This is a genomic window from Bacillus sp. FS02 (genome assembly GCF_024398395.1).
Lineage (GTDB): Bacteria > Bacillota > Bacilli > Bacillales > Bacillaceae > Bacillus > Bacillus altitudinis.
Genome location: NZ_CP074101.1, coordinates 2461107 through 2480561, shown reverse-complemented (window position 1 = coordinate 2480561; position 19455 = coordinate 2461107). Strand labels below are relative to the sequence as shown.

Below are 19455 nucleotides of genomic sequence, written 5' to 3'. Positions count from 1 at the left end.
ACCTAAAAACTTCTTTTCATTTCTTCCAGCATTCATAACTTCGATTTTTTTTCACAATTTTTGTGTTATGCTTTTTGAAAATAGAGCACCAAAGGAGCAGAAGGATGAAACGAGTGAAATATTTTTTAATATGCTTGTCAGTTCTACTATTTTTCCTAGCAGGCTGCGGAAAAGACCAGCAATTTACGCCCCCTGGCAGCTCTCAATCAATTGCTGTCATTTCTCAACTAAAAAAAGCCTCCTTTTCAATCGTTGATTTACAAAAAAATAAAATTGTCTCTTCCGTTGATTTAAAACATCCTCTCACTGATCTTGTTCACATCAACAAAGACGTGATCATTGCATCAAGTAAGGAAGGACAATCTCTTATAGAAATCAATTTAAAAAAAGGAACAGCAGCGGACTATATGGATGTGAATAAAGGTCTGACTTCACTCGCGTATGATGCGGATACCAACACTTTACTTGTGACCGATTCAGAGAAAAATGTCGTTTATTTTATCGATACAGTGCACAAGAAAATAAAAGCAACTGTGAAGACCGGGACATTACCCTCTTCTATGGCGTTGTCTTCTTCTGGAACGTTGTTTGTTTTAAATGCAAAAAGTCATTCTGTTTCAGTCATTGATATTGAAAAGAAAAAAAAGATACGAACGATTTCCGTCCTAGAACGGCCATCTGGCATTCATTTTGATGGGCATTCCATTTGGGTTGGAGGACATGGTAAACCGGGCACATTAAATAAGAGCATTTTTGCTTACGACCCTAAAACAGGTAAAAAACAGCGAGAAATCAAACTAGGTGTTATGCCAGTCGCATTTTTTTCAGAAAAAAACTCTTCTACTTTATATGTATTATGTCATGGAGACCATACACTATATAAAGTAAATACCGATAAAAACAAACTACTTTCCTCTGTTGAGACCGGTCAAAATCCGAATTATATCACTGCTGATTCCTCATCTATATATGTCAGTAACTTAGATGACAATTCAGTATCCGTCATTGACAAACATACATTTATGTTGAAGAACCGACTGAACATCCCAGCAGGACCTTATGCTATCATGTTGGAGGAAAAGAAATGAAAGAACAGATGAATATTTTAATAGTAGATGATGAATTAGATATGCTTGAGTTAATCGGATCCTTTTTGCAGAGACAAGGCTTTCACGTGATAACTGCAAATAATGGCACGGGCGCCTTACATCAGCTTGAAAAAGAGGCCATTGACCTTGTTGTATTGGATATTATGATGCCAGATATGGATGGATTCGAAGTCTGCCAGCGCATCAGGCAAACCTCCCAAATCCCCATTTTATTTTTAACAGCTAGAAGTTATGAAGAGGATCGCATTAAGGGGCTGGAAATTGGCGCAGACGACTACATCATGAAGCCTTTTAGTCTACGTGAGCTTGCAGCTAGAATTGAAACGACATTAAGACGAATTAGAGGTCTTTCTTTAAAGCGCAGTCGAATCATGATTGGTGACTTGGAGATCGATCAAGACGGCAGACAAGTCTATCTCAAGCAAAAGCCCATCAATTTAACAAGAAGAGAATTTGATTTACTTATGTTTCTTCTGCTCAATCAAGGCCAAGTCTTTTCCCGTGAACAGCTCTATCAAAAATTGTGGGAATCACACTCACCTAGTGGCTCTTTAAGAACAGTCGATACACATATTAAAACACTAAGACTGAAATTAAAGGAAGCGGAACGGTATATTAAGACCGTTTGGGGTGTAGGCTATAAGTTTGAGGAGGACAAATGAAGCCATTATCTATTAAAAGGAAAGTGCTTTTCTTAATCCTTTCCGTTATAGGCATCGTTGCTGCCTCAGCTCTTGCCCTGACTTATTACTTATACCAGCACTTATATATAGATAAACAGATTGACTCTTTAAGTTTACAAGGAAAGAAGCTGGCAGAAATCTATCACAAACACGGGAAAGACACGTATTTTACTGACAGAATGAAGTGGGCAAATGACTCAAGTCAGGCAAGTGTTATTTTTACTGATGATCCTATGGAGCTTTCAAGCGGTATTCCTTTCGATACGAATACAAACGATAACCTCATTACGTTTAAAGAACGCCAAAAGCTTCTTCAGGGGAAAACAGTTGTGTTAATTAGAGAACACCCCCAGTTTCATCAAGATATTCTCGGGATTGCCATCCCTGTGTTCTCAAACAAAAATGATTTATCAGGAACCATTTTCCTCTCTATGCCTTTATCTGATGTGTATGAACCGTTTGTTCAAATTCGATTAACGCTTGGCATCTCTATTTTAATTATCCTGCTTTTGATTTTCTTTATTGGATATAAAAGTTCTAATAAAGTCGTAAGGACGATCAATCAAATGAAAGAAATTGCAATGGAAATGGAATCTGGTGATTTTTCAAAACGCATGGCTGTGACCAAAAAAGGGGATGAGCTAAATCAGCTGAGCCGTTCCTTTAATAAACTGTCCTCTACGTTAGAAAAAGTTGAACAGCATCGCAGAGAGTTCCTTGCTAATGTCTCTCACGAACTGAGAACGCCTTTAAGTTATATGAAAGGCTATGCCGAAGGAATTGAAGAAGGCATTATTGATCAAAAGAAAGGCATGCAGATTATTCAAGACGAATCCACACGATTAAGCAGGCTCGTACATGATCTTCTTGATCTCGCGCAGTTAGAGGGGGAATCTTATCCACTAACGATGGAACCAATCGTCTTTGCGCAGCTTATTCATGATGTTCTTGATCAAATGACATTCATTACTAGTCAAAAGGGAATCTCGTTCAACCGAGAACTCGAAGAAGATTGTATTATTTATGGTGATAGCGATCGACTTGAGCAAGTCGTTCGTAATTTATTGGACAATGCCATCCATTACACGCCATCAGGAAAATCGATTTCGATTGAATTATTCGTTCACCAACAAACTGCTGAATTGAGAATCACAGATGAAGGCAGCGGAATTCCAAAAGGAGATCTCCCTCATGTTTCTGAGCGTTTTTATCGAGTGAATAAAGCCCGCACAAGAAAAGATGGCGGCTCTGGTCTTGGACTAGCCATTGTTTATCAAATTATAAAAAAACATCGTGGCACGTTCGTTCTTCAATCTGAACAAGGCCTAGGTACGACCGCTGTTATACAATTACCAAGTGCAGAGAGCACTGAAACTCCGCCTGTCTCCTCATAAAATAAGATGACATCTTAAACAAAACAGCTCTTTTCTAGAGCTGTTTTTATTCAACAGAAAAATAAAGAATTGGCCTTTTTTTATTAACAATTTATTCATATTTGCTTGTTACACTTTTTTCAAGTTAAGAAAAAGGAGTGACAAGCTTTTGATTAGACGCTTTCAGAAATTTGATCTTTATTTATTTTTCATATTGATTTTATCTGCCATTTTAAACATTTATAACATTTGGAACGACGATACGGTGAACGCTTATTATACAGCGGCGGTCACAAGTATGATGCAAAGCTGGCATAATTTCTTCTTTGCTTCGTTCGATCCCTCAGGTTATGTCACGGTGGATAAACCACCGCTCGCCTTCTGGCTGCAAACGATCAGCGCCAAAATTTTTGGCCTGCATGGCTGGAGTGTGATCTTACCCCAAGCTTTAGCTGGCATTGGATCTGTTTATTTAATCTACCGCCTAGTCAAACCTACATTTGGCCTGGCTGCTGCAAGAGTGTCAGCACTCATTATGGCGTGTACACCAATCGCAGTTGCTGTATCTCGTACAAATAACATTGATAGCTTACTCGTCTTTATTCTTTTACTCGCAACAGCCATGATGTTCAAGGCTGTGAAACAGCAGAAAGTGCTTTGGGCGATTGCTTCTTTTGCAATGATCGGTGTCGGTTTTAATACAAAAATGCTACAAGCGTATATGATTGTACCGGCTCTCGTTCTGTTTTACATCATTGCCTATCGAACGACATGGAAGAAAAAGTTGTTATCGCTGATGATTTCAATGATTGTTCTTTTAGGTGTATCTGCTTCATGGTCTATAGCGGTTGATCTCACTTCCAAAGACAATCGTCCTTATATGGGATCAAGTCAATCGAACTCAGCACTAGAATTAGCCTTTGGTTACAATGGTCTGCAGCGGTTGACTGGTCAACAGTCTGGCGGAGGCGGCACAAATCAAGGTGAGGGACAGCCACCTTCACAGCAGGGTGATCAGCAAAATGACAATGATTCATCCACCATGCCTCAGCCGCCATCAAATGGAACTCAAAACAACTCAGACAATTCAAACCAATCATCCAGTCAGGAACAGCCTTCAATGCAAGGACCACCAAGCAATGCAAACGGCACAACACCACCTGATATGCCTTCAGGCGGTAATGGTGATGGACCGCCAAATGGCGGGGGCGGAAAAATGGGAAATGGTTCTGGCATGTTTGGAACAGGAACAAAAGGGCCATTACGTCTGTTCCAATCTGAACTGTCCGATCAAATCAGCTGGCTGCTTCCATTTGCGCTCTTCGGTGCGATTGGTATCTTCTTCTCGACAGCCTTTGAAAGAAGACGCCTCAATACAAAACAAAAAGAAACACTATTTTGGTTAGCTTGGCTTATACCTGTTGCTGCATTCTTCAGTGTAGCTGGATTTTTCCATCACTATTATTTAATCATGCTGGCACCGCCAATTGCTGTCTTAGCAGGAGCCGGATGGGTTTCTATGACTCAATTGTTTCAAACGGGAACTGGCTTTAAAAAATGGCTACTGCCAATTGCGATATTCGTCACAACCGCATTTGAAATCTTTATCCTATCCACTTTTACAAGCACGATCGGTCTTGGACTAAGCATTGCAGTCGGTATCATTGGTGTTGGAAGCACCCTTTCTCTACTCTTGGTAAAAGGGAAAGAAAAACTAAAACAATTCATGTCTCTCATTGCCATCCTTGGGATGCTGATCGCACCACTATACTGGGCAAGCACACCTCTTCTTTACGGAGGAAACAGTATGCTGCCAGAGGCTGGTCCTCAGCTTGCAACTTCAAGTGGCAGCATGAGTTCACAAGTCAATGAAAAGCTGATCAGCTATCTTGAGAAAAACAATACGGGAGAAGAATTCCTATTCGGGACAACAGATGCAACCACTGCTTCGCCTTACATTATTAAAACAGGAAAAGCTGTTATGGCATTAGGTGGATTTAGTGGATCTGATAACATTCTCACGCTTAATGAATTCAAACAGCTCGTTAAAGACGGCAAAATCAAATACTTCTATCTTTCTGGTATGAGAGGCGGCAGCTCTGACATTCTTACTTGGATTCAAAAAAATGGCAAAGAAGTAACTGCTTCTAAATGGCAGAATAGCTCTACATCCAAAACGAACCAGCAAACAGGCAGCCAACAATCCGAACAAAATGATCAGTCAAATGGACGAATGGGCGGAATGGAGAGCGGTACTCTTTATGAACTATCCGTTGATTAATTCATCTATTAAAAGGGAGGAACGATGACTGATGGAAAAGAACATACAATACTCTGTTGTAGTCCCAGTGTATAATGAAGAACTTGTGATCCATGAATCGTATCAGCGCCTCAAGACCGTCATGGATTCGACGGGAGAAGCATATGAGCTTCTCTTCGTCAATGACGGCAGTATGGATCGAACAGCTGAACTGATTAAAGGGTACTGCCAGACTGATCCGCATGTGAGACTTATTGATTTTTCTCGTAACTTTGGGCATCAAATTGCCATTACAGCGGGAATGGATTATGCAAAGGGAGAAGCTGTCGTAGTGATTGATGCGGATTTACAAGATCCACCTGAATTGATTTTAGACATGATTGAAAAATGGAAGGAAGGCTATGAGGTCGTATACGCGGTCCGCACGCAACGAAAAGGCGAAACAGCTTTCAAAAAGTACACGGCTTCCCTTTTCTACCGAGTGCTACGTCAAATCACCGAAGTAGATATTCCTATTGACACCGGCGACTTTAGATTGATGGATCGTAAAGTGTGTCATGAAATGAGAAAAATACGCGAGAAAAACCCATTTGTCCGCGGATTAGTGAGCTGGGTTGGCTTCAAACAGGTTGCGGTAGAATATGTTCGGGATGAGCGGTTGGCAGGAGAAACAAAGTACCCTCTCAAAAAGATGCTCAAGCTCTCGATGGATGGGATCACATCTTTTTCTTACAAACCTTTAAAGCTAGCCAGCGTGGCAGGTATTACCCTTTCAGCTATTGGCTTCATTTCGATGTTTCTAGTTTTATATTTAAAGCTTTTTACAAACAGCACCATCACCGGCTGGAGTTCATTAATTGTCATTCAGCTATTCTTTAGCGGGATCACCCTCTTTATGTTAGGCATGATCGGAGAGTATATCGGCCGAATCTACGATGAAGCCAAGGACCGGCCGCTTTATATCGTCAGGGAGAGCTATGGCCTTCAGGCAAAGCCACATCCCGTTCAATCCCCTGTCCATTTCAAGCAATATAAACAGTATTAAAAAAAGCGTGCGAGACCCTTCAGAAGGTCCTGCACGCTTTTTAATAAATTAGACGGCTGTTTCAAACCGTTTTCTGTTAATAAAGAAAGAAAGTGTAATGATTAAATAAATGCCCATTGTGACCAGCGTTTGAACAATTGGTGTATTGAATACAACGCCGACAAAAATGGCCATGATCGCAATAACGGAAAACCACGTTGTGAAAGGATACAGCTTCACGCGATATCCGGCTGGCTGTGCGACGCTTCGAGATTTCAAATGACCGACGGCAATGATAAACCAGATGAATAGAACTGTGTAACTTAAAGAGCCCATCAAGTAATTAAACGTTTGACTTCCTACAAAAAGAGAAATCAATACAGCTGCATACAAAGTAGATGTACATACAAGGATGGCTCGAACAGGCACCTGCTGTTTTGACAGCTTGGAGAATCCTTTCCATACACGGCCATCCATTGCCTGTGTATAAAGCACCCGTGATGAAGCATACAAGCCAGAGTTCATAGAAGACAAAATCGCTAGTAAGATAATGCCGTTCATGATGTCACTGGCATACGGTACTCCGATCGTTGCAAACACTGTCACAAATGGACTTACTTGCTCATTGTTTACTTGATTCCAAGGGATTAAGCTGACAATGATAAAGAACGGCAGTACATAAAAACCGATGATGCGTACAAACGTACTTTGAATGGCCTTTGGGATGACTTTTTCAGGGTTTTTTGTTTCTGCTAACGTGACCCCAATCATCTCCGTCCCACCATATGAATACACGACAACCAGCATTGCTGCAATTAATCCGCCAGTACCATTTGGGAAAAATCCACCGTGATCCGTTAAGTTAGACAATCCAGGTGCTGCATGCTGTCCGAATGAGACAAATAGCATGGTAAATCCAATGATAATAAATAAGATGATGACAGCAATTTTAATAGAAGCTAACCAATACTCTGTCTCAGCAAACATTTTGACTGAGCAAACATTAATGATTGTGACTACAAGTGAAATGATTAACACAAGTATCCAGATTGGCACTTGTGGGAACCAGTACTGAATAAAGATGGCCGACACAATCGCCTCTGCTGCAATGTTCAGCACCCACATTTTCCAATAGATCCAGTCTAAGAAATAGGCCGGATATTTTCCTAACACAGGTTCAATCAAGTCACGGAATGTTCTTGCTCCAGGTCGTGCAACGGTCATTTCGGCAAGTCCTTGCATAATAAATAATAAAATAAGACCACCAATCATGTATGCCAAAATGACAGCAGGACCCGCAATATCAATGGCAGAACTGCTTCCTTTAAACAGACCAGCACCGATGGCACCGCCAAGCGCAAGCATCATAATATGCCTTGATGTCATTGTTCGTTTTAACTGCACATGTTCCTTTTCCATTTTCTATAGCTCCTTTAAATTTGAATCTTCAGACAAATATGAGATAAAAGCATATAAAAAGGCCAGCCATCTCCTGGAAGAGACGACTGACCTTGCAACCGCGTTACCACTCTTATTGATTCAGCCATGGCTGAATCCAACTTAAAACCCGATAACGGAGGTCACACGTAAAGACTTACTATTCATTCAGTCTTACCGCTCTTTGAGCGAGTTCAATGATTCGTTTTACTGCGTTGCACCGACCCGCAGCTCTCTTAAAAAACGGATGTTCATTTACTATTCTCAAGTCAAAGCGTTTATAGTCAAATTTGTATATTCGTCAAAGATTTTATTTTTTAAATATACTGACTAACCACGCAATTGTCAACAGCCTTTTTCAGACAAACAGCGATTAACGAATCCAAACAGCTACTTCATCCATCGGGCGACGTGTTTTGCCGCGTTTTGGCTCAATGACACGATAACCAAAGGCTGCCATGACAGAGATGTCGTATTGACCATCCTCCAGTAACCCTTCTTCTTCTAAGATACGATGGATGTGATCGTAGCTAAATCCTTCAACTGGGCATGAATCAATGCCGATCTGTGCCGCAGCTGTCATCATGTTACCTAAGGCAATATACGTTTGTTTTGAAGCCCAATCAAATAATGTACGGTCATTTTCTAGTAGATGAAGATCGTTCTCTTGGAATTCTCTGTAGCGCCCCTTGACCATTTCAAACGTTTCGTCTGTCATTCCTTTGATTTGCTTGTTGATGTATTCTGCATATGCTGAATCATAGCGGGCATCTGTTCTTGCCAAGATGATCACAAAATGGCTGGCAGTTGGAAGCTGCTTTTGCGCTCCCCATGTATACTCTTTTAATTTTTCTCTAAATGCTTTATTTTGAACAACGAGGAACTTCCAAGGCTCAAACCCTACAGAGCTTGGAGAAAGTCTTCCTGTTTCTAAAATAAATGCAAAATCATCCTCTGGAATCTTTTTCGCTGGGTCAAACTCTTTTGTCGCATGACGGAATTCATACGCCTCAATGATTTCTTTTTTTAATAGCTCTTTGTCTCGCATGTTATTCATCCTTTCTAATGAACAGGTGTGTTCCCACAATCCAATTTCTTTCCATTCCCTCATAGAAATTGTTATGATAGGAAAACAAACAACCCGAATGTGTGATGTCTATCTCTATGGTAAAAGAAAAGCTTCCATTGATTCAAGTACGCACATTTTTGTTCGTTAGGTACAAACATGTTCGTTTATGACCATTTTCGTTTAAGAAAGGAATGTTGAGATGAGTGCACCATCCAATCCAGTCAGTATTGTGAATCATGGCTGTCCCGTGTCTATCACTACAAATGTCATCGGAGGGAAATGGAAAGGCGTCATCCTTTATCATTTGACTTGCGGTCCAAAGCGTTACAACGAAATACGCCGGCTTCTGCCAAGAATTTCGCAGCGTGTCCTGACGTTGCAATTACGAGAACTTGAACAAGACGGGATTGTTCACCGTGAAGTCTATGAGGAAGTCCCTCCTCGTGTCGAGTATTCACTGACTTCTCTTGGAAATACGTTAAAGCCCATTATCTTTGCCATGCGTGAATGGGGCGAATCCTATGGGAGAGAAACGCGCCCAAAAGAAAAAAGCTGCCATCTCTAGCAGCTTTTTTTAAGATGAAATCGCCGTTGGCTCTTGCTGAGGATCGTCCTTCACAAACAGGATACCAAGCTGGTGATGCTCCCCTTCGTAAGAGGCGCGTTTCTCAAATCTTGTCTGACCATTGAGACCAATGATCTCGAGCTTTGTCAGAGCACGGTTGGTTTGTAGTGCTTCATAAAATTCTGAAACGGTTTTGATCTCGATTCCATTGACCTTTGTAATCATTTCTCCGACCTCAAGCTTTAAATCAGCCGCAGGTGTATTCGGAATGATACCAAGCACCATAAGCCCTTGATTCCGCTTAGAGAAAAAGAATGGTGCAGCGTTGTCATTCACCCTCTGCTTCCATGATAAAAAGGCTCTTCCTGCAATCGCTAGAACAACAGCTCCCCACGCAATCGGCTCAAACCAAATACTTGCCGCACCTACTGCAGCAACAGCTAGACCGAGCATCATAATACGGCGTGACGTAATTTGAATACTCACAATTGGCAGCGATCCTTGAATACGCTGGCCAAAGCCGATGATGTACGGGATCACAATAAATGAAAAGCTTTGATCGTGCACTTGAAGCACAGGCCACCATGGCAGAGAAGAAGTCCATTCACCTGCCGGCATCAGCAAAACAAGTGGTAGAAGCCACAGACGGTTCGCTCGCTGCTGGCCGATCAAAAGTCCTCTCGCACTCATCACCATTGCAGGCGATGTACGTAAATGCGCCGTTCGATAGGCTAAGATGCCTTCGGTCATTAACAGTAGCCCTAACAGGATCACAACGGCTGATGCATTCATCATTGAAAGCTGCGGCAGCCAAGAATGGCTCACTTGAACAGACATCAGTCCAAATGCCGCAATAAAACTGAAACCGAGTGTGTATGCAGACGAAAGCGCACTCGCCTTAAAGAATAAAGAGAAAACGATGGTCATCGCTGCAATCAGCACGATGAATCCAGGCGGAAGGGAAATCCCTAAGCCTACAGATATGATCGATAGACAAATTCCTGGAACCCATCCCTTTGAATATGTAAATTTCAGTTCATCGTAAACATCTTCTATTCTTGTTTGAAACGCTTTTCTCTCCCGCTTTACGCGGATGTAGCCATATAATAGGCTGATTAATATCATAAAATAAAAAAGAGGATGGATTAAAAACAGACCGACCGCTTTTAATCCGGCTCCCATCCACTCCGAGCTCATTATCGTTCACCGCCCAAGTCAAGCATTTTCTCTTATTCTATCAAATAAATCGATGCTTGACATCAGGTTTATTTCTCCTGATTCATCCAAAGTGTGACATTCGACAGTGAAAAATCTTTTAAATAGTGATTCACATCTACATCTAGTATGCCGCCGAGAAGCTGCATGGACCTCTTGATGTCGGTTAAGTTTATACCAAGTCTCTTATGATTATCCATTAAATAATTGAAGTATATCTCAGCACAGTCTTCATCGATCTCGTCGACTGATTCTACCGTTGTGTAATTGACCAAGTACCTGCTTAACAGCATGAGTAGACTTAATGCCTTTGTAGCCGAAAACGTCACATCTTTCGTACGACTCTTAAGCTCCTCTACCAACTCGTAATATTTTTTCTCTCTCACAATACTTGCCCTTTTCAATTGTGTACCCCCATTTACTAGTTCTTTTAAGAAAAGCGCAAACCTCGGTACAGCTCAATGCTTAAGCTGAATATCCGCAAAAAATAAAATATTTAAAATGAGTGCTACTTTTTATTGTAAGAATTATTTATGTAACATACAACTTTCAAAAGTTTCATTTTCATGACATGTTTAAATCAACAGAAAGTCTCTTATATAAATATGTTATCGGGTAAATTCGAAGGAATGTTATGTTTTTTGTAAAATAAATGAATATATTTCTCGATATAATATATTTTTAAGAATAAATTATTACATGTTCGTAACACTTATGAACCAAAAAAAAGAGGCATTTATTCGCCTCTTTATTTTTTGAGATATAGTGCTTTTAGTGCAGTTTGCAGCTGAAGATCATTCTTTTCATAAGATTTCACTTCATCTACCATCTTGTTCATCATTTTCGCTGTCTTTAAATCAATCACACCTGATTTTTCGAGATTGTATGTGCTTTGAAATGCGAGTACAGCCTTTTTCGTTTCTTCGTCAAAATATCCATCTACTCTGCCAGGGTCAAATGATAACCCCTTTAACAATGTCTGTGCTTGTCTGACTTCTTCATTGTTCATATCAAGCTGAAGCGGTTCTTTCAGCTGGAGCGGGCCAACGGTGAAGTAATCTGGTTGATGAATCGCAATGGTCGGCACAACGCCTTTTTTGTGAATCCAATTCCCTTTCGGTGTCAGCCACTTATACAGCGTTAATTTAATGTTACTTCCATCTCCCATTGGTACCGCCTGCTGCACAGTTCCTTTACCAAAGGAAACATCACCTACCACTTCATACTTCCCTGCTTCTTTCATGGCACCAGCCAGAATTTCAGAAGCGGATGCACTTCCTTTATCAATTAAGACATTGACCGGATATGGTTTTTGTTCTTTTCGTTTTGAAAAATATCGTTTTCGATCGCCATTCCGTTCTGCAATTTGAATATATGGCTGATCCTTTGTGATAAAATGTTTCAAAATGTCTTCCACACTTTGTAGATAGCCGCCAGGATTTCCTCTCACGTCCAGCACAAGGCCTTCCATGCCCTTTTTCTCGAGCTTATTCAAGCTTGCCGTGAAATCCTTCGCCGTATCTTCAGAGAAGCTAGAGATCGCAATATAGCCTGTTTTATGACCATTGACCTCTTTCATTGAAGCCGTTACGGTTTCAAGCGGGATTTCTTCTCGTTTGATATGGAATGTTAGCTCTTTTTCAATTCCATTTCGTCTGATTTTCAAGGCGACAGACGTTCCTTTTTTTCCTCTTATTTTCAGTACAGCATCGTTTAGGCTTTTTTCTTTCATCGTCTCACCGTCAATGCTGATGATTTCATCTTTCGGTTTCAGACCCGCCTTTGCCGCAGGGGATTTTTTAAAGGCAGAGACAATGATAATCTTTCCTTCATCCATTCCAACTTCTGCCCCAATTCCTTCAAATGAGGAATCAAGTGAATCCGAAAATTGCTTTGCGGTTTGCTTGTCCATGTATACTGAATACGGATCATTTAAGGTTGAAAGCATTCCTTGTATGGCACCTTCAAGCAGCTTTTGACGATCCACTTCCTCTACATATTCATTCGAAATGAGGTCATAGGCTTTCTCAATTTTCTCCATTCCGTTTTCCTTCGCTCGATCACTTGATTGAGCTTGTCCAGCCACTGCAGCCGCTTTCGGTGACTCCGCTTGAGTCGCCTCTTTATGCGTCATAACCCCTGCACTGATGATGAGAATGACACTTGCCATGATGGATGCGATTTGTTTTTTCATATTTGGCCTCCTTCTTCAACTCTTCCTGATGACCTGAGTTATTATATGCCAGAAGAAGGGATTTCATGTAAAGACATTCTCCTAAGGAGGCTTGACTAATCATTTCAATAGGTGTAATTTTTATTTTGTTATGATCGAGAAGGAGTCTTCGCTATGTATATTATATTGACGATGCTTTTATTAGGAATTTTACTAGGGTTTGTAGGAGCTGGCGGGGCTGGTTTTGTCATCGCATTGCTGACGTTAATCTTTGATGTACCAATCCATACTGCACTTGGGACATCTTTAGCTGCTATGGCATTTACGACTTTATCTGGTGCATACAGCCACTACCGGGAAGGAAATATCCAGCTCAAATCAGGTTTGATTGTCGGTGCACTAGCTTGTATTGCTTCATTTGCCGGAGCAAAAGTGGCTCCTTTTATTCCAGAGGATAGCCTGCACTATTTAACAGCTGGTATGCTCTTTTTATCTGCTGTTTTTATGATGATCAAATTGTTTGTCCTAAAAGAAGATGCTGAGCAGCAGCCGCTTTCTTCACGCCAATTGCTGATCAGGGGCATTATATTAGGCCTTGTATCAGGGATGCTTTCAGGGATGTTCGGTATCGGATCAGCACCATTTATTCAAGTGGGGCTTTTGATTTTGCTGAAGCTGTCTATTAGACAAGCTGTTGGCACAACGATGCTAGTGATTATTCCAATCTCTATTGGCGGTGGAATTGGTTATATTTCAGAAGGCTATGTTGACTTTATCCTGCTCGTTCAGATCTTAATCGGTACCGTATTAGGAGCTTTTATTGGGGCAAAATTTACACGCCTTGCGCCGAAACCTCTCTTAAAATCCGCTGTGCTTTTAACACCTATTATTGCCGGATTACTGCTGTTATTTTAACTTCATCTACATGAAAAAAGCCGATAACATGCTGTTATCGGCTTTTTATTAGCGGATATATTGCGCTGGATTGACTGCATTTGATTTCGCGCCATTCCATAATCCTTTATGAATTTCAAAATGAAGATGCTGGCCATAAGACTGACCTGTGTTGCCCATATATCCAAGGAATTGACCTTGCTCGACTCTTTGACCTGTTGACACACTTCTTGTTGAAAGATGAGCGTATACCGTTTGATACGTTTGGCCATTGATGTTATGTGTAATGAACACCACGTTCCCATAACTCGACGAGTAGCTTGAGTTCGTGACTGTTCCAGATGCGGCTGCAACGACAGATACAGTGCCTTTTGCAGCGATATCTAATCCGTAATGCTGTCCGCCAGAACGTCCGCCAAAGCCTGATGAGAAACGGCCTGCAGCTGGTTTAATGAAACCTGAGCTACTTGCTGGTGTATCTGACACTTGATCAGATCCTCCACTTGGTGCAGGTGCACTTTTCTCAGCAGCTGCTTGTTCTGCTTTCTTCGCTTCTTCTTTTTGACGACGTGCCTCTTCAGACTTTACCGCCGCTTTTTGATTCGCTAAAATTTCTTGTTCATTTTCAAGCTTTCCTAGTTCATCATGTGCATGTTCTTTTTCTTCCGTTACATGACCAAGGACTTTTCCTTTTTCTTTTTGCTGTTTAGATAGGTCCTTTTTCAACGTTTCAAGCTCTTTCAAAGATGTTTCAAGTCCACTTAGCTGTTTATTTAGCTCTGCTTCTTTTTGCTCTACTAGCTCCAAATCATTTTCGTGTTCTGTAATCATGTCTTTATCTGCTTCGACGATGGTTGTAACAGCTCCCACACGACTGACAAAATCACTAAAGCTACGAGCACCTAGCAGCACATCTAAATAGTTGATTGTACCGCCGCTTTTTTGCATAGAACGAATTCGATCTTTGAAAATCGCTTTTCTCTTTTCAATTCGCTCGTTGATGACTTCAATCTCTTTTTTTAGTTTTTTGATCTGTTGTTTCGTCTGTTTGACCTCTTTTTCTTTTTCAGCGACTTTTTCAGTTGCGGCACTTACTTTTTGGTCAATTTTTTCAATTTCTTGCTTGAGCTTTGATTCTTTCTTTTCAAGCTTTGCCAGTTCTGATTTCTTTTTCTTCAAGGTTGATTCAGTCTTCGATGTTTTCTCTTCAATTTGTTGACGTTTTTGATCTAGGTCTTCGTATGCGAATGCACGATTTTCGTTCCCTGGAATGTATAGCCACGTTGTTCCAATAAACGCTGCCATTCCAGCCATCATCAGCTTTCTTTTCAAAACGATATTCCCCTCCCATGACAACTGCCTGCATGAAGAGTCGACCGGATGAATTGGATCAACCGGTCACATCTTCTATAGAATCTTCGAGTGCTGCCATCAATATAAATAGATTTATACTTTCAAGAATTTACGGATGGACGTTAAACTTCCCCACACACCGATAATGGCACCGATTAATAGTAGAATCAGTGATACTTGATAGACAAACGGATTGTATGGAAGCATTGAAATAAATGAACCTTGTACCCTTGGCGCCACCCAGCCGACAGCATATTGATACGTGCCAAGCAATACAGCGATTGGTATAATCGAGCCAAATACACCAAGTAGTAATCCTTCGATGAAGAACGGCCAGCGGATAAACCAGTTCGTTGCACCTACTAGTTTCATAATCTCAATTTCTTTACGTCTAGCAAAAATCGTAATTTTGATCGTATTGGAAATCAAGAACATCGCTGTAAATAAAAGCCCAATAATAAGTGCGATGCCGACATTACGCGCCACTCCGACAACATTAAAGAGTCGGCTGACCTCTTCTTTTCCATAAGTGACTTTATACGTCCCTTTTAGGTTTTCTAATTTCTTCGCTACTTTTGGTGTATCGTGAGGATCTGTTGTTTTTACAATAAACGCATCATTCAATGGATTTTCTTGATCAACCAGTCCCATAGATTGTCCATTTTCACCAAAGCTTTTAATCAGTGCTTTTAGTTCATCATCCTTGGATGAATATTTCACATCACTGATTTCAGGAATCTTCTCAATTTCTGCTTTTAATTCATCCTGCTGCTTTTGATTCGCAGTTAAATCGATGAGAACTTTTACTTCTACTTCTTTCTCAGCGTTCGATGCCATGTTATTCAAGTTGAGCATAATGACAAGAAAAACCCCAACTAAAATCAAAGTGACAGTGACCGCACTAATTGATGCAAATGTCATCCACGTGTTTCTTCCAAGTGAACGGAAGCTCTCACGTAAATGCCGCGAGAGAGTTTTAATCATAAATTCCGTACTCCCCTCTTGCTTCGTCACGCACAATCATTCCATCTTCGATTGCGATGACGCGTTTCTTCATGCTGTTTACAATCTCTTTGTTGTGTGTCGCCATGACGACTGTTGTTCCGCGGTTATTAATCTCTTCGAGTGTCTTCATGATTTCCCATGAAGTATCTGGATCAAGGTTTCCTGTCGGTTCGTCTGCAATGACAACCTCAGGATGATTGACGATCGAACGAGCGATCGATACACGCTGCTGTTCACCGCCGGAAAGCTGATCTGGAAATTGACGAGCTTTGTGCTTTAATTGCACCAAATCAAGTACTTCAAGCACTTTTTTCTTAATAATACTTGGCTGTTCACCAATGACTTCAAGAGCAAATGCCACGTTCTCAAAGACCGTAAGACTTGGAAGCAGTTTGAAATCTTGGAATACTACGCCAATTTCTCTTCTCACATAAGGAATTTCTTTTTCCTTCATCGAGCCTAAATCTTTGTTATTAATTAAGATTTTCCCTTTTGTTGGCTTCTCTTCACGATACATCATTTTAATGAACGTGGATTTACCAGCGCCACTGGGACCAACAACATACACAAACTCTCCTGGATGGATAGAGACATTGATTCCATTGATCGCCTTTACACCATTAGGATAGATCTTATAGACTTCCTTCATTTCAATCATGTAATCACCTAATCTTTTCTTATTCGCTGTCAAACAGCTTATCATGATGTTCTGACACTTCTCGTCAAAAAACGTTATGTATGGTCACGCACATACCCTTCGATACGCACAAGCAATTTATGTCCTTTTCATCCAAAAAGATGAAAAAATTGAATCGTCTAAATTTCAACAACTCCAATTATACGTCATGAATCGACGCAATGGTATTACATTTATATTTCAAAACTTATAAATAAAAGGTAAATAGAGCAACCAAAACCGAAAAACGTGTCTTTTTACCCTTATTTTTTAAATAAAATTTAATATAATACGTTTTCATACTATCCAAAAGTCTTTTTCTACAAATAGAAAATAAAAAAACCTTGTCGATTAGACAAAGGTTTTATTTTTTCTCTGCAAGCCATTTGGCGACTTCTTTTGCTTGTTTTTCATCTACCATTCCGCTTGGCATAGATCCTTTACCGTTCTGGGCAATATCTGCAATTTGGCTTTCATTATATTTCTTCCCGACTTCTTTCAGGCTTGGGCCGCCTCCGCCAGATAAGTCTTTTCCATGACAGCCAATACAGTTTTGCTGATAAATCTCTTCACCACTGCTCACACTTGAAGCACTTTTACTGCCTTCTTTGTCACTGCTACTTGAATTTCCTCCACAGGCCGCAAGTACAAAAAGCATAGCGACAAAAAGAAGCGTTAATCTGCTCTTTTTCATGTATTTCCCTCCCTTACAATCATTTGGTCAACGTTATTATATCCTTGTTTACGCCCTTTTAAAACCCTCACCAAGCACCTCTTTTGCATCCATGACGATGACAAACGCTGATGCATCGATCGCTTTTACCACTTGTTTCAACTTTGTGAATTGTGACTGCCCTACCACACACATTAAAATAGGCCGGTCATGGTCGGTGTACCCACCTACTGCTGAAATCTTCGTTACACCACGATCAATTTGATCAAACACCGCCTGTCTGACCTCATCCTCATGGTCCGTAATAATCATGGCCATCTTCGAGTGACTAAAGCCAGCCTGAACCACATCAATCGTCTTACTAGAAATGAACACTCCGATCACAGCGTACAGTCCTTCTTCAATCCCAAAAACAGTCATGGCCGCCAAAACAATCAAACCGTCCATCATCGCTAAACAAGTACCTAACGTCAGCCCTGTATATTTATTGATGATTTTGGCCGCAAGTGCCGTTCCTCCCGTTGAACCATTGCCGAGGAAAACGAGCCCAATCCCGATCCCAATCACTACACCGCCAAATATTGCGGCGAGCAGTGCTTCATGGGTGACAGGAGCAATGTGTCTTGTTAAGAACACCATTAAAGGTAAAAAGACAGAACCAACGAGCGTTTTTACCCCAAATGTTCCACCTAATAAATAAAAGCCTGCGATAAAGAGCGGAATATTGAGACCCCATTGTACATATGCAGCTTCAAAACCGAATGACTGCATAATGGTACTGATTCCACTCACACCGCCAGCAGCAATCTGATTTGGTAATAATAACGTATTAAAGCCAACCGCCACGATGGCTGATCCTATTAAAATAAGTACATAATTTTTCACTTCAATCCAAAGTTGAGAATGTTCCTGCTTCATGTCTTTCTTCCTCCGTTACTTCTGAATGCACACCTATTTTAAGCCCTCTCATTCAGATTGTAAATAACAGCCAAATGCAGTGCTAATGGATTAATACTTTATCACACAGCCGGATCAGCGTACTTGCCGTTTGGCAGAAGAGTAAATGATGGTATATTTAATATGTACATGAGAAAGAAGGGACATACGATGAAGAAAATACTGAAGGTCACCGGTATTACATTACTTGCACTCATCATCTTAGCTTTTGGTGCTTTCTATACATGGAGCCGCTTTACATATGGACCATCGGAAGCGTTAAAAAAGCAGATGAAGATTGAGCAGGTCGATCATAAAAATGGGGTATATTCATTTGAAGCATCAAAAAGCGATACTGGCATCATTCTCTATCCTGGGGCAAAAGTTGAACCTCTTGCGTATGCCTATCTAGGGAATGCGCTGATGAAGAAAGGCTATTCGGTCTTTATCCCAGACATGCCATTTTCCTTCGCGATTTTTAATACGAAGAAGGCAGAGGATATCCTCAAAAGTCATCCAGTCATCAAGCATTGGTACATTGGCGGACATTCGCTAGGCGGGACAGCTGCCGCTATGTATGCAGAGAAAAATCAAAGCAAGCTGGACGGCCTCTTTTTCCTTGCCTCCTATCCTGCATCAGATGATTTGAAACAGGCTTCCTTGCAAGTATTATCTATTTCAGGCGAAAAAGATGGTCTCGCAACACGAGAAAAAATCAAAAAATCGAAAAAGCAGCTGCCTTCTCAAACGGTGTATCATGAGATAAAAGGTGGTAATCATGCTCAATTTGGCATGTATGGCAAACAAAAAGGGGATCAGCCTGCAGACATTCCAGTCCTCACGCAACAAAAAGACATCGTTCAGACGATGCTGGAATGGGTAAAACCAGCAAAAAAGCTCCCGTAATGGGAGCTGCAAGATTGTTGACAAAGGGCTAAAATGAACTTGATTTTAGCCCTTTGTCTTCTTTTCAGCGTGATAGAAAACCTTTGCAGTCTAGGAAGGACGAG

The 19455-nt window shown here is 40.9% G+C and carries 18 protein-coding genes and 1 other annotated feature; of the genes, 8 read left to right on the top strand and 10 right to left on the bottom strand.

The genetic code is table 11. From position 1 onward, the window contains the following. The first annotated feature begins 104 nt into the window (after positions 1–104). From KFQ09_RS12540 to KFQ09_RS12520, 5 genes are all read left to right on the top strand, one after another. On the top strand, positions 105–1088 hold the full coding sequence (locus tag KFQ09_RS12540) for a YncE family protein (RefSeq protein ID WP_035389645.1): 984 nt from the start codon (positions 105–107) through the stop codon (positions 1086–1088). Then, positions 1085–1771: a response regulator transcription factor gene (locus tag KFQ09_RS12535; protein WP_024719907.1), complete on the top strand. Its 687-nt coding sequence runs from the start codon at positions 1085–1087 to the stop codon at positions 1769–1771. Before KFQ09_RS12540 ends, KFQ09_RS12535 begins: the two co-directional genes overlap by 4 nt. Next, positions 1768–3186 (top strand): HAMP domain-containing sensor histidine kinase, encoded by a 1419-nt coding sequence (locus KFQ09_RS12530; RefSeq protein ID WP_046526817.1) that lies wholly within the window; start codon positions 1768–1770, stop codon positions 3184–3186. The genes KFQ09_RS12535 and KFQ09_RS12530 overlap by 4 nt, the downstream gene beginning before the upstream one ends. A gap of 148 nt (positions 3187–3334) precedes the next feature. Further along, positions 3335–5446 carry an ArnT family glycosyltransferase gene (locus KFQ09_RS12525; RefSeq protein WP_255835714.1) on the top strand — a complete coding sequence of 704 codons (2112 nt, stop codon included), beginning with the start codon at positions 3335–3337 and terminating at the stop codon, positions 5444–5446. Positions 5447–5477: 31 nt separating this feature from the next. Further along, positions 5478–6470: a glycosyltransferase family 2 protein gene (locus KFQ09_RS12520; RefSeq protein WP_017368127.1), complete on the top strand. Its 993-nt coding sequence runs from the start codon at positions 5478–5480 to the stop codon at positions 6468–6470. Between the two features lie 48 nt (positions 6471–6518). On the opposite strand, the gene KFQ09_RS12515 is transcribed toward KFQ09_RS12520, so the two are convergent. Together KFQ09_RS12515 and KFQ09_RS12510 are read right to left on the bottom strand one after the other, a co-directional pair. Continuing rightward, the gene (locus KFQ09_RS12515; protein WP_255835713.1) at positions 6519–7868 is read right to left on the bottom strand and encodes an amino acid permease; all 1350 of its coding nucleotides are present in this window, start codon (positions 7866–7868) and stop codon (positions 6519–6521) included. A 75-nt stretch (positions 7869–7943) separates the two neighbouring features. Continuing rightward, positions 7944–8168 (bottom strand) — a binding site (T-box leader). 91 nt (positions 8169–8259) lie between these two features. Next, positions 8260–8934 carry an NAD(P)H-dependent oxidoreductase gene (locus KFQ09_RS12510; protein ID WP_255835712.1) on the bottom strand — a complete coding sequence of 225 codons (675 nt, stop codon included), beginning with the start codon at positions 8932–8934 and terminating at the stop codon, positions 8260–8262. 220 nt (positions 8935–9154) lie between these two features. On the opposite strand from KFQ09_RS12510, the gene KFQ09_RS12505 reads away from it, so the two are divergent. Continuing rightward, positions 9155–9520 (top strand): winged helix-turn-helix transcriptional regulator, encoded by a 366-nt coding sequence (locus KFQ09_RS12505; protein WP_017357877.1) that lies wholly within the window; start codon positions 9155–9157, stop codon positions 9518–9520. Between the two features lie 9 nt (positions 9521–9529). On the opposite strand, the gene KFQ09_RS12500 is transcribed toward KFQ09_RS12505, so the two are convergent. The 3 genes from KFQ09_RS12500 to KFQ09_RS12490 form a co-directional block, all read right to left on the bottom strand. Next, complete coding sequence (locus tag KFQ09_RS12500) at positions 9530–10717, bottom strand: PDZ domain-containing protein (RefSeq protein WP_255835711.1); 1188 nt, start codon at positions 10715–10717, stop codon at positions 9530–9532. A 68-nt stretch (positions 10718–10785) separates the two neighbouring features. Next, on the bottom strand, positions 10786–11139 hold the full coding sequence (locus KFQ09_RS12495) for a swarming motility protein SwrAA (RefSeq protein ID WP_007500014.1): 354 nt from the start codon (positions 11137–11139) through the stop codon (positions 10786–10788). A gap of 344 nt (positions 11140–11483) precedes the next feature. Next, positions 11484–12929, bottom strand: coding sequence for a carboxy-terminal processing protease CtpB (locus KFQ09_RS12490; RefSeq protein WP_047945633.1), 1446 nt, complete (start codon positions 12927–12929; stop codon positions 11484–11486). A 153-nt stretch (positions 12930–13082) separates the two neighbouring features. On the opposite strand from KFQ09_RS12490, the gene KFQ09_RS12485 reads away from it, so the two are divergent. After that, positions 13083–13823 (top strand): sulfite exporter TauE/SafE family protein, encoded by a 741-nt coding sequence (locus KFQ09_RS12485; protein ID WP_017368130.1) that lies wholly within the window; start codon positions 13083–13085, stop codon positions 13821–13823. A gap of 48 nt (positions 13824–13871) precedes the next feature. Here the strand turns inward: KFQ09_RS12485 and KFQ09_RS12480 are convergent, their stop codons facing one another. The 5 genes from KFQ09_RS12480 to KFQ09_RS12460 form a co-directional block, all read right to left on the bottom strand. Further along, a complete protein-coding gene (locus tag KFQ09_RS12480; RefSeq protein WP_072367407.1) occupies positions 13872–15134 on the bottom strand; it encodes a murein hydrolase activator EnvC family protein in 1263 nt (420 codons plus the stop codon). A 114-nt stretch (positions 15135–15248) separates the two neighbouring features. Further along, positions 15249–16139 carry a permease-like cell division protein FtsX gene (gene ftsX, locus KFQ09_RS12475; protein WP_024719915.1) on the bottom strand — a complete coding sequence of 297 codons (891 nt, stop codon included), beginning with the start codon at positions 16137–16139 and terminating at the stop codon, positions 15249–15251. Continuing rightward, positions 16132–16818, bottom strand: a complete 687-nt coding sequence (gene ftsE, locus KFQ09_RS12470) for a cell division ATP-binding protein FtsE (protein ID WP_008348229.1) — start codon at positions 16816–16818, stop codon at positions 16132–16134. Before ftsE ends, ftsX begins: the two co-directional genes overlap by 8 nt. Positions 16819–17200: 382 nt before the next feature. Next, on the bottom strand, positions 17201–17530 hold the full coding sequence (gene cccB, locus KFQ09_RS12465; RefSeq protein WP_255835710.1) for a cytochrome c551: 330 nt from the start codon (positions 17528–17530) through the stop codon (positions 17201–17203). Positions 17531–17578: 48 nt separating this feature from the next. After that, complete coding sequence (locus KFQ09_RS12460) at positions 17579–18427, bottom strand: YitT family protein (RefSeq protein ID WP_041091479.1); 849 nt, start codon at positions 18425–18427, stop codon at positions 17579–17581. Between the two features lie 189 nt (positions 18428–18616). Between KFQ09_RS12460 and KFQ09_RS12455 the strand changes: the two genes are divergently transcribed. After that, on the top strand, positions 18617–19351 hold the full coding sequence (locus KFQ09_RS12455) for an alpha/beta hydrolase (RefSeq protein ID WP_255835709.1): 735 nt from the start codon (positions 18617–18619) through the stop codon (positions 19349–19351). The last annotated feature ends 104 nt before the right edge of the window (positions 19352–19455 follow it).